This is a genomic window from Streptomyces aurantiacus (genome assembly GCF_001418335.1).
Taxonomy (GTDB): Bacteria; Actinomycetota; Actinomycetes; order Streptomycetales; family Streptomycetaceae; genus Streptomyces; species Streptomyces aurantiacus.
In genome coordinates, this window is sequence record NZ_LIPP01000022.1 from 46,641 (window position 1) to 57,932 (window position 11,292).

The 11,292-nt window shown below is 70.3% G+C and carries 9 protein-coding genes; 7 read left to right on the top strand and 2 right to left on the bottom strand.

Annotated elements, in window-relative coordinates; all coding sequences use genetic code 11:
- Positions 1 to 69: 69 nt before the first annotated feature.
- The 5 genes from AOK01_RS03020 (at position 70) to AOK01_RS03040 (ending at position 6,450) form a co-directional block, all read left to right on the top strand.
- The gene (locus AOK01_RS03020; RefSeq protein WP_055508065.1) at positions 70 to 1,083 is read left to right on the top strand and encodes a LacI family DNA-binding transcriptional regulator; all 1,014 of its coding nucleotides are present in this window, start codon (positions 70 to 72) and stop codon (positions 1,081 to 1,083) included.
- Between the two features lie 184 nt (positions 1,084 to 1,267).
- Positions 1,268 to 2,689, top strand: a complete 1,422-nt coding sequence (locus AOK01_RS03025; protein WP_055508067.1) for an ABC transporter substrate-binding protein — start codon at positions 1,268 to 1,270, stop codon at positions 2,687 to 2,689.
- Between the two features lie 144 nt (positions 2,690 to 2,833).
- Positions 2,834 to 3,796 carry a carbohydrate ABC transporter permease gene (locus AOK01_RS03030; RefSeq protein ID WP_055508069.1) on the top strand — a complete coding sequence of 321 codons (963 nt, stop codon included), beginning with the start codon at positions 2,834 to 2,836 and terminating at the stop codon, positions 3,794 to 3,796.
- Between the two features lie 19 nt (positions 3,797 to 3,815).
- Positions 3,816 to 4,691 (top strand): carbohydrate ABC transporter permease, encoded by an 876-nt coding sequence (locus AOK01_RS03035; RefSeq protein ID WP_055508070.1) that lies wholly within the window; start codon positions 3,816 to 3,818, stop codon positions 4,689 to 4,691.
- A 109-nt stretch (positions 4,692 to 4,800) separates the two neighbouring features.
- A complete protein-coding gene (locus AOK01_RS03040; RefSeq protein WP_055508072.1) occupies positions 4,801 to 6,450 on the top strand; it encodes a glycoside hydrolase family 13 protein in 1,650 nt (549 codons plus the stop codon).
- Here the strand turns inward: AOK01_RS03040 and AOK01_RS03045 are convergent.
- Both AOK01_RS03045 and AOK01_RS03050 read right to left on the bottom strand, forming a co-directional pair.
- The gene (locus tag AOK01_RS03045) at positions 6,441 to 6,926 is read right to left on the bottom strand and encodes a nucleotidyltransferase domain-containing protein (protein WP_213862046.1); all 486 of its coding nucleotides are present in this window, start codon (positions 6,924 to 6,926) and stop codon (positions 6,441 to 6,443) included. The two genes, AOK01_RS03040 and AOK01_RS03045, sit on opposite strands and share 10 nt — an antisense overlap.
- A gap of 167 nt (positions 6,927 to 7,093) precedes the next feature.
- On the bottom strand, positions 7,094 to 7,864 hold the full coding sequence (locus AOK01_RS03050) for a FadR/GntR family transcriptional regulator (protein ID WP_055508077.1): 771 nt from the start codon (positions 7,862 to 7,864) through the stop codon (positions 7,094 to 7,096).
- A 258-nt stretch (positions 7,865 to 8,122) separates the two neighbouring features.
- Between AOK01_RS03050 and AOK01_RS03055 the strand changes: the two genes are divergently transcribed.
- Together AOK01_RS03055 and AOK01_RS03060 are read left to right on the top strand one after the other, a co-directional pair.
- The gene (locus tag AOK01_RS03055; protein ID WP_055508079.1) at positions 8,123 to 9,490 is read left to right on the top strand and encodes an MFS transporter; all 1,368 of its coding nucleotides are present in this window, start codon (positions 8,123 to 8,125) and stop codon (positions 9,488 to 9,490) included.
- The gene (locus AOK01_RS03060) at positions 9,487 to 11,241 is read left to right on the top strand and encodes a dihydroxyacetone kinase family protein (protein WP_055508081.1); all 1,755 of its coding nucleotides are present in this window, start codon (positions 9,487 to 9,489) and stop codon (positions 11,239 to 11,241) included. Before AOK01_RS03055 ends, AOK01_RS03060 begins: the two co-directional genes overlap by 4 nt.
- The last annotated feature ends 51 nt before the right edge of the window (positions 11,242 to 11,292 follow it).

The following is an 11,292-nucleotide window of genomic DNA, read 5'->3' on the forward strand; positions in this document are numbered from 1 at the left end:
CGAGCGGACTGAAGGGAGACGACAAGGTTGGCGCAAGCCGCTTGCGCGGCTTGCGCTAGCCTTGCGCTCATGACGCGACGACTTGCTCAGGTAGCCAAGAAGGTAGGAGTCAGCGAGGCCACGGTCAGCCGGGTCCTCAACGGCAAGCCCGGAGTCTCGGACGCCACCCGGCAGTCCGTGCTCACCGCGCTGGACGTCCTCGGCTACGAGCGTCCCACCCAGCTGCGCGGCGAGCGCGCGCGGCTGGTCGGCCTGGTCCTGCCCGAACTGCAGAACCCGATCTTCCCCCTGTTCGCGGAGGTCATCGGCGGTGCGCTGGCCCAGCAGGGGCTTACCCCGGTGCTGTGCACCCAGACCAAGGGCGGTGTCTCCGAGGCGGACTACGTCGAGCTGCTGCTCCAACAGCACGTGTCCGGCGTGGTGTTCGCGGGCGGCGGCCTGTTCGCGCAGGCGGACGCGCCGCACGACCACTACCGGCAGCTCGCCGAACGGCGCATCCCGGTCGTGCTGATCAACGCCCCCATCGAGGGGCTCGACTTCCCCTGTGTCTCCTGCGACGACGCCGTCGCGGTCGAGCAGGCGTGGCGCCACCTCACCCTCCTGGGGCACGAGCGCATCGGCGTGGTCCTCGGCCCCGGCGACCACATCCCCTCACGGCGCAAGCTGGCCGCCGCCCGGGCCGCCGCCGAGGCGGCCGGCAGGCCCCTGCCCGACGCGTACGTGGAGCGGTCGATGTTCTCCCTGGAGGGCGGCCAGGCGGCGACGAACCGCCTGCTGGCACGCGGTGTCACCGGTGTCATCTGCGCCAGCGATCCGCTCGCGCTCGGCGCCATCCGCGCCGCCCGCAGGCGTGGCCTCGCGGTGCCCGAGCAGGTCTCCGTCGTCGGCTACGACGACTCCGCCTTCATGAACTGCACCGAGCCCCCGCTGACCACGGTGCGCCAGCCCGTCGAAGCCATGGGGCGCGCCGCCGTGGACCTGCTGTGCGCGCAGATCCAGGGCAGCGAGGTCCAGCCCGGCGAGCTCCTGTTCGAGCCGGAGCTGGTGGTCCGGGGCTCGACGACGCAGGCCCCGCGGGGATAGCCGCGGGCTCCGACTTGCGTTCGTACCCCTCCCGGAGATCATGCCTATACGTCCTTCTGTCAAACATTTACGAAAGCTGCGCGAGATATTGCGGTCATCTGTTCGTGGTGGTTGAGTGTGCGGCGCCCCACATCGCACCGGCGATGAGGGCGCCTTCCACGTTCATGCCCGAAGGGGACCACCCATGAGTAGAGCTCGGTTCCGCCGCACCCGCCGCGCCGGCGCGGTCACCCTCGCCTCCGCGCTCACGCTGACGGCACTCGCCGCCTGCGGTACGAGCAGCAGCGACGACGGCGACGGCGACAACGGCTCAGGCAACAGCGCGAAAGCCGATCCCGCCGCACCGCTGGACCCGAAGACCAAGGTGTCCATCACCATCGACTGCATGCCCCCCGCGGCGAAGGCGGCCGAGCTCAAGCAGTGGAACGAGGACGTCAAGGAGTTCAACAAGACGTACCCGAACGTCACCGTCAAGGGGCGCTCCACGCCGGGACAGTGCCTGGAGCCGCCGCGCTTCACCGCGATGCTCAAGGCGAAGTCCCAACCCGACGTGTTCTACACCTACTTCACCGACCTGCCCCAGGTCCTCGACAACGACGGCGCCCAGGACATCACCGCGTACGTCAACGACAAGAGCGTCCCGCTGCTGAAGGACATCGACCCCGACGTCCTCGGCTCCCTGAAGAAGGACGGCAAGCTCTACGGCCTGCCCACCAGCAACTACCGTATGGGCCTGCTCATCAACCGCAAGCTCTTCAAGGAGGCCGGCCTCGACCCGGACGCCCCGCCGAAGACCTGGGACGACGTCCGCACCGCGGCCAAGAAGATCGCGGACCTCGGCGATGGTGTGTCGGGCTTCGGCGAGTACAGCGCGGCCAACACCGGCGGCTGGCACTTCACCGCGCAGATGTACAGCCTCGGCGGCGACGTCGTCGACGCGAGCGGCAAGAAGGCCGCCTTCAACAGCGACATCGGCAAGCAGGTCGCCGAGAACATCCACGCCATGCGCTGGGACGACGACTCCATGGGCAAGACCCAGCTGCTGAAGTGGGGCGACCTCCAGAAGCAGATCGCCACCGACAAGCTGGGCATGTTCCTCGCCGCGCCCGACGACGTCACGTACATGGTCCAGCAACTCGGCGCCAAGTACGACAACTTCGGAATGGGCCCGATCCCCGGCGGTGAGAACACCCTCGCCGGCGGCAACAACTACATGATCAAGCAGGGCATCTCGGCCGACAAGGTCAAGGCCGCCGTCGCCTGGCTGAACTTCAAGTTCACCACGGTCGGCAAGGGACAGTACGACTGGAAGCGTCACAAGGCGGACGACCTGCCCGTGGGGCTCCCGCAGCCGAACCTGTGGCTGAACGGCTCCAAGACCAAGGACGACGCCGCCCGCAAGGAGTTCGCCACCATGCCGGTGGAGAACTTCAAGGCGTTCACCGACAACCCGGTCCCGGGCAAGGCCGAACCGCCGAAGGCCCAGGAGATCTACAAGGTCCTCGACAACGTCATGTCGGGCATCCTCACCAACAAGGACGCCGACATCGACAAGCTCCTGACCACCGCCGAGTCCCAGGTGAACCAGGTTCTCGCCACCCAGTGACCAAGCAGCGGCCGGGCGGTGCCACCACCGCCCGGCCGCCCGCGCGCCACCGTTGTCGGGCGGCCCCCTGGAGCCCGGCCTCCCACGGCATCGTGCCCGGACCCGATCCGTCCGACGGCACCGCAGCACGTCAAGGAGCGAGACATGTCGGCCCCCACCCTCACCAAGGACCCGGCGGTCAAGGACCGCCGCCCCCGCAGGCCCCGCGCCGGCGCCCCGCACCTGACCGACGGCGGCTTCGGCAAGAGCCTGCGACGCAACCTCACCGCCCACGGCTTCCTCATCGGCGCGGTGATCTGCTTCGCCTTCTTCTCCTGGTACCCGATCGTCCGGGAGTTCCTCCTCGCCTTCCAGAAGACCGAGGACGGCGACGTCAGCTGGGTCGGCTGGGACAACTTCGTCACCGTCTGGAACGACCCGGCCTTCGGCCAGGCCTGGCGCAACACCCTGTGGTTCACCGTCCTCGCGCTGCTCCTCGGCTTCGTCGTACCGTTCGTCACCGCCCTGGTCATCAACGAATTCCGGCACGGCCAGGGCTACTTGAGACTGCTGGTCTACCTGCCGGTGATGCTCCCGCCGACCGCGTCGGTCCTGCTCTTCAAGTACCTGTACGACCCCGGGTACGGCATGTTCAACGAGGTGCTCGGCGTCTTCGGCGTCCCCGCCCAGCAGTGGCTCCAGGACCCCGACACCGCCATGCTCTCCGTGGTCGTCGCCTCGACCTGGATGAACATGGGCGGCGCGACCCTGATCTACCTCGCCGCACTCCAGGGCGTACCGGGCGAACTGTACGAGGCGGCGGAGCTCGACGGCGCGGGCCTGCTGCGCAAGGTGTGGCACGTCACCGTGCCGCAGACCAGGCTCATCCTGCTGCTGATGCTCCTCATGCAGATCATCGCCACCATGCAGGTCTTCATCGAGCCGTTCCTGCTCACCGGCGGCGCGGGACCCGAGGGGTCCACCACCACCGTCGTGTACCTCATCTACCAGTACGCCTTCAACTTCAACAACTACGGCGCCGCGGCGGCGCTCGGCCTGCTCCTGCTCGTACTGCTGGCCGGCTTCTCGGCCGCGTACACCAGATTCAACCGCGACGAGCAGGACTAGGACCGGGGGAGACGCAGACATGTCCACTCGCACGCTCATCTCACCCGCCCAACTGGCCCGCCCGCGCGGCAAGCGCCTGTACTGGGTGTGCTTCGCGGTCGTCGTCGTGCTGTTCACGCTGGCCTTCCTCGGCCCGCTGTACTGGATGGTGTCCAGCGGGCTCAAGACCACCCAGGAAGCCGTCCAGACCCCGCCCACCTGGGTGCCGGGATCCGTCCATCCGGACAACTACCAGCGCGCCTGGGAGGTGATGGACCTGGCCAAGCTCCTGCTCAACACCCTCTACTACGCCTTCGGCGCGCTCGCCTTCCAGCTGGTGTTCGACGTGGCCGCCGCCTACTCGCTGTCCAAGCTGCGGCCCGTACTCGGCAAGGTGATCCTGGGCCTGATGCTCGCCACCCTGATGATCCCGGCGACCGTCCTCGTCGTACCGCAGTACCTCACCGCCCTTGACATGCCGATCGTCCAGCGCAACCTGCTGAACTCGCCCTGGGCGATCTGGCTCCCCTCGGTCACCAACGCCTTCAACATCTTCCTGCTCAAGCGGTTCTTCGACTCGATCCCCAAGGAACTGCTCGACGCGGCGTCGATGGACGGCGCGGGCCCGCTGCGCGTCCTGTGGTCCATCGTGCTGCCGGTCTCCCGGCCCATCCTCGGCGTCGTGTCCATCTTCGCCGTCGTCGGCGTCTGGAAGGACTTCCTCTGGCCGATGCTGGTCCTGCCCGACCCGTCGAAGCAGACCCTCGCCGTCGGCATCTACTCACTCGCCACCAGCGTGCCCGAGAACGTGCTGATCGCCTCACTGACCATCGCGTCCCTGCCCACGCTCATCCTGTTCCTCGTCTTCCAGCGCAACATCATGAGCGGACTGACGGCGGGCGGCCTCAAGGGCTGACCGAGCACGTGCACCGATCCCCACCGATCCTCCGCCGCCGCCCCGTTCCCGACGCCTCGCTGTCCGGGGCGGCGGCGGAGAACCACCCCTGCCCCGAAAGGACCGACACGTGGCAGCCCCTCAGCCCGGTACGACCCCCGGCCACACCGACGACTGGTGGCGCGGTGCCGCCATCTACCAGGTGTACCCGCGCAGCTTCGCCGACGGCGACGGCGACGGCACCGGGGACCTCGCGGGCGTACGGTCGAGATTGCCCTACCTCGCCGAACTGGGCGTCGACGCGATCTGGTTCACCCCCTGGTACCTGTCCCCGCTCGCCGACGGCGGCTACGACGTCGCCGACTACCGCACCATCGACCCCGCCTTCGGCGACCTGGACGAGGCCGAGCGGCTGATCGTCGAGGCCCGCGAGCTGGGCATCCGCACCATCGTGGACATCGTGCCCAACCATGTCTCCGACCAGCACGCCTGGTTCCGCGCCGCGCTCGCCGCGGGCCCCGGCAGCCCCGAGCGCAAGCTCTTCCACTTCCGCCCCGGCCGCGGCGAACACGGCGAACTCCCGCCCAACGACTGGCCGTCCCAGTTCTCCGGCCGGACCTGGACCCGGGTCGAGGACGGCGAGTGGTACCTGCACCTGTTCACTCCGGAGCAGCCCGACCTCAACTGGGCCCACCCCGCCGTGCGGGAGGAACACGAGGAGGTGCTGCGGTTCTGGTTCGAGCGCGGGGTGGCCGGCGTACGCATCGACTCCGCGGCCCTGCCCGCCAAGGACCCCGACCTGCCCGACTTCGTGGAGGGCCGCGACCCCCACCCGTACATCGACCGCGACGACCTGCACGAGATCTACCGCTCCTGGCGCCGGATCGCCGACGAGTACGACGGCGTCTTCGTCGGCGAGGTGTGGCTGCCGGACTCCGAACGCTTCGCCCGCTACCTGCGCCCCGACGAACTGCACACCGCGTTCAACTTCTCGTTCCTGTCGTGCCCGTGGGACGCGGTCCGGCTGCGCGCCGCCATCGACGACACCCTCGCCGAGCACGCGCCGGTCGGCGCCCCCGCCACCTGGGTGCTGTGCAACCACGACGTCACCCGCACGGCCACCCGCTACGGCAGGCAGGACACAGGGTTCGACTTCGCCACCAAGACCTTCGGCACCCCGGCCGACCTGCGGCTCGGCACCCGGCGCGCCCGCGCCGCCGCCCTCCTGACCCTCGCCCTGCCCGGCTCCGTCTACATCTACCAGGGCGAGGAACTGGGCCTGCCCGAGGCGGAGATCCCCCGGGACCGCATCCAGGACCCGATGCACTTCCGCTCCGGCGGCACCGACCCGGGCCGCGACGGCTGCCGTGTCCCGCTGCCGTGGACGGCCGACGCCCCGTACGCCGGTTTCGGCTCCCGCACCGAACCCTGGCTGCCGCAGCCCGAGGGCTGGTCCGCCTACGCCGCCGACCGCCAGGCCGCCGACCCCGGCTCCATGCTGAACCTCTACCGCGCCGCACTGGAGCTGCGCCGCGCCGACCCGGCCCTCGGCGACGGCCCCCTGCGCTGGCTGTCCTCCTCCGATGGTTCCGATGGTTCTGATGGTTCCGACGGCGTCCTCACCTTCCGCCGCTCCCCGGACCTGATCTGCGTGGCGAACCTGGCCGACACCCCGGCCGCCCTGCCGGCCCACACGCAGATCCTGCTCTCCAGCGGCCCACTGGACACCGACGGGAGGCTGCCCTCCGACACGGCGGTATGGCTGCGCGCTCAGAAGTGAGTGGCGACGCCGAAGACCCGCCGGAGCTGAGCCATGTCGTGAAGGTCGCGGTCGGCGGGTTCGTACCCCTGGTGGAAGTAGACCTGCTGCTCGGCGGAAAGGCACGGGACTGAGGTCCCCCGGATCGTGCCGCTCACGAAGCACGCGGCGGGGTAGACGAACGGGCGGTGCGGGTCGAGGGAGGCCTGCACCGCTGACCCGTCCGCCGCGAAGGCCAGCGGGTGGAGGTCGATCTCGCGGCCGTGCGGGTCGGCGACCACGAACCGCACGGGGCGCCGGTCGAGCGTCTCGACGAACCCGGCGGCCGTCAGCGCCGCCACGACGGCCGGCTCCTGGTCCTGTCGGTGCATCAGATCCAGGTCGCGGTGCGGCCGGGTCTGCTCCCCGACCAGCGAGTCGATGCCCCAGCCGCCGCCGACCCAGACGTCTGCGTCCCGCAGTATGCCGAGAATGAAAAGCACGTCGTCGCAGGTCATCACGCGAGCACGGTAGCGGCCGGGCCGGGGTGACGCGACGGGGTTTTCGTCTGCCGGCCGTATGTGGCTGGTCGCGCAGTTCCCCGCGCCCCTTTCAGGGGCGCGGGGAACTGCGCAATCTTTTGGGCCAGCCCCCACCGGCCCGCAGCCAACGAAACCGCGGCCGACTAGTTTCCACCTGACTCGTTCTCCACGGACTCCCGCAGCCGGCGGCTGGCCATCCGCATGTGTTCCGCCATGGCCCGGTCCGCGGCCTCGGGGTCGTGGGCGCGGACGGCCTGGAGGATCGCGTCGTGTTCGCACAGGGTGCCGCTGACCGTGCCCTCGATGTCGCTGACGCGTTCCATCCACACCTGCAGCAGCGCGCGGATGCTGTGCAGGATGTCGCTGAGCACGCTGTTGCGCGCGATGCGGGCCATCTCCAGGTGGAAGTCGATGTCGGCGTCGATGAACGCCTTGGCGTCGCCGCCGGCCGCGCGCATCTGCCGCAGGTGCTCCTCCAGGAGTGTCAGGTCCTCGTCCGTCGCGCGTTCCGCGGCCAGCCGCGCGGACACCGCTTCCAGGTAGGTGCGCACCTCCACCAGGTCCTGCGTACGCCGCTGCCCAAGCATCAGGCCCCAGTTGATCGCCCGGGGCAGGAACTCCGAGGTCCCCTCGCGCACGTACGAGCCGGAGCCGGGGCGGATCTCGATGATGCCGAGCACGTCCAGGGCGGACAGGGCGCCGCGGACGCTGGAGCGGGCGACGCCCAAAGCCTCGGCGAGCTGGCGCTCGGCGGGCAGCCGGGTGCCGGGCTTGATGTCGCCCGCCGAGAGGTGGTCGAGGAGCCGCTTGGCGACCTCGCTGACGGAGGACTCACGCACCACGGGACGCAGCAACCGCGCAAGGTCGGGGGCGGCCGCGGGGGTCTGCTCATCGGACTGACTGGTCACGGTCACCAGTCAACCAGATGCGGCGGTCAAGGAGCTGACCAGCCGGTTCTCCCGCGTCGAAGGCGGGTCTGCCGGTGGGTTTGTCGATGGGTTTGTCAAGGGTTGAGAGAGGGTCGGATGTGAGACCGTCCTCACATTGGTAAATTGGTGACCAATTTGAGTCGTCGGCATAGCGTGAAACCGTTCCGGTCGGCCGCCTGTGCGGCGAGCCGTCCGGCCTGACCCACCCCGGACGGAGCTGTCCGGGCGAGCCGAGGAGTCGCCATGGTTGCCGACGCGCCATCCGCGGCAGTCGAAAGAACTGCCATCAAGAAGGTCTCAGTCCGTCTCGTGCCGTTCGTGGCACTGATGTTCTTCGTGAACTACCTGGACCGCACAGCCGTTTCATTCGCCGAGCCGAACGGCATGGGGCAGGACCTCGCCCTCACCGCGGCACAGTTCGGCTTCGCCTCCGGGATCTTCTTCCTCGGTTACATCGTGCTGGAAGTCCCCAGCAACATGGCCCTGCACCGCTTCGGGGCCCGCCGCTGGCTGGCCCGCATCATGGTGACCTGGGGCATCGTCTCGCTCCTGTTCACCTGGGTGGACAGCACCGGCCAGCTCTACACCCTGCGCTTCCTGCTCGGCGTGGCGGAGGCGGGCTTCTTCCCGGGCGCGATCCTCTTCCTCAGCCAGTGGGTGCCCTCGCGGCACCGCACCAAGATCCTCGGGCTCTTCTATCTGGCGCAGCCGCTGACGACCGTACTCGGCGCCCCGCTGGCCGGCTGGCTCATCGGCAGGCACGGACTGTTCGGCCTTGAGGGCTGGCGCGTGATGTTCCTGTTCGTCTCCATCCCCGCCATCGTTCTGGGCGTCGTCGCGTGGTTCTACCTCATCGACCGGCCCGCCGACGCCAAGTGGCTCACGCCCGCCGAGCGCGCGTGGCTGACCGACGAACTCGCCGCGGAGAACGCGCAGAAGACGGGTCACGAGAGCAAGCACGCCAAGGGCGACCTCCGGACGGCCTTCAGCAGCGGCCGCGTCTGGGTCCTGGCCATGGTCTACTTCGGCTTCGTCTACGGCCTGTACGCCCTGGCCTTCTTCCTGCCGACGATCATCAACGGCTTCCAGGAGCAGTACGGCACCACCTTCAGCGTGATGGACAAGGCCTGGATCACCGCGATCCCCTACCTGCCCGCCGCGATCGTCCTGTTCTTCTGGACGCGCCACGCCACCCGGCACGGCACCCGCGTCTGGCACGTGGCAGGACCGGCCGTGGTCGGCGGTGTCTCCATCCCGCTCGCCCTCTACATGGGCTCCCCGACGGCCACGGTCGCCGTGATCACCGTGACCGCGTGTGCCATCTTCGCGGCCCTGCCCGTCTTCTGGTCCCTGCCCTCGCGCTTCCTGACCGGAGCCGCGGCAGCCGCCGGCATCGCCCTGATCAACACCGCGGGGAACGTCGCCGGATTCGCGTCCAGCTACATCACCGGCTGGCTCAAGGACTGGACCGGCGACTACTACGTCCCGCTCTACCTGGTCGGCTTCTTCATGCTCCTGTCCGCCGTCCTGATGATCTGGCTGTCCGCCCGGGGTGGCACCGGTGAACCGGCCTCCGCGACAGAGCACCAGCCCGTGGAGGCCCTTCGATGACCCGGCTCTTCAACGACCCCGCGGCCTTCGCCGACGAGGCACTCGAAGGCTTCGCCGCCGCCCACCGCGGCTGGGTACGACCCGTCACGGGCGGCGTCGTCCGCGCCGCCGGCACCCCGTCGGGGCAGGTCGCCGTCGTCGTCGGCGGCGGCTCGGGCCACTACCCGGCCTTCTCCGGACTGGTCGGCCGCGGCCTGGCCCACGGCGCCGCCGTCGGCAACGTCTTCGCCTCGCCCTCCGCGCGGCAGATCCGCTCCGTGGCACGGTCCGCTCACGGCGGCGCCGGCGTCCTGCTGATGTACGGCAACTACGCGGGCGACGTACTGCACTTCGGGCAGGCCGCCGAGCGCCTGGCGGGCGACGGCATCGAGGCCCGTACGTTCGCCGTCACCGACGACATCTCCTCCGCCACGCCCCACGAGTCGGCCAAGCGCCGTGGCATCGCGGGCGACCTGCCGGTGTTCAAGGCCGCCGCCGCGGCGGCCGAGGAAGGCCTGCCACTGGCCGAGGTCCTGCGCGTGGCCGAACACGCCAACGCCCGCACCCGCTCCTTCGGCATCGCCTTCTCCGGCTGCACCCTGCCCGGCGCCGACCACCCCCTGTTCACTGTCCCCGAGGCCCGGATGGCCGTCGGCCTCGGCATCCACGGGGAGCCCGGCATCGGCGAGGAACCCCTGCCGACCGCCGACGAGGCGGCGCGACTCATGGTCGGCGCCCTGCTCAAGGAACTCCCCGAGGACGTCGCCGCGCCCGCCGGACAGCGCGCCGCCGTGATACTCAACGGCCTCGGCTCGGTCAAGTACGAGGAACTCTTCGTCGTCTACCGCAAGGTCGCCGAACTCCTCGCCGACGCGGGCGTGGACATCGTCGACCCCGAGGTGGGCGAGCTCGTCACCAGCTTCGACATGGCCGGTGTCTCCCTCACCCTGACCTGGCTAGACGACCGCCTGGAGCAGCTGTGGCGGGCACCGGCCGACACACCCGCCTACCGCAAGGGCGCCCCGGCCGCGCAGGAGCCGGCCACCGAGGCGGCCCCCGCCGCCGAGGACGCCGAGGACACGGACGACACCCGCGTCCCGGCCGCCACCGAGCAGTCCCGGGCAGCCGCCGCCACCGTCCTCGCGGCCCTGAACGCGCTCACCGACACCGTCGACACGCACGCCGACGAACTCGGCCGCATCGACGCCGTGGCAGGCGACGGCGACCACGGCATCGGCATGCGGCGCGGCACGACCGCCGCGCTGCGGGCAGCCGTCCGCGCCCATGACCTGGGCGCGGGCGCCGGGACCGTACTCGTCCACGCCGGAGACGCCTGGGCCGACCGGGCCGGCGGCACCTCCGGCGCCCTGTGGGGCACCATCCTGCGCTCCCTCGGTACGCGACTCGGCGACCAGGCCGCGCCGGACGCCGAGGCGGTCGCCCGGGGAGTCTCGGACGCCTCCGACGCCGTACGCCGCCTGGGCGGGGCCGAGGTCGGCGACAAGACGATGGTCGACGTCCTCGTGCCCTTCGCCGACGCCCTGACCGAGGCCGCGGCCGCCGGTGACCCGCTCACCGAGGCCTGGCAGCGCGCCGCCGTCACGGCCGAGAAGGCCGCTGCCGCCACGGCAGGCCTGCTGCCCCGCAAGGGCCGCGCCCGGCCGCACGCCGAGAAGTCCCTGGGCACCCCCGACGCGGGCGCCCACTCACTCGCCCTCATCACCCGCGCCGTACACGGCGTCCTGCCCGACCACCCGCTCGACCAGCACTGAGGAAAGCCGCCATGACCGACAAGCTCCGCATCGTCGTCGGATCCGACGACG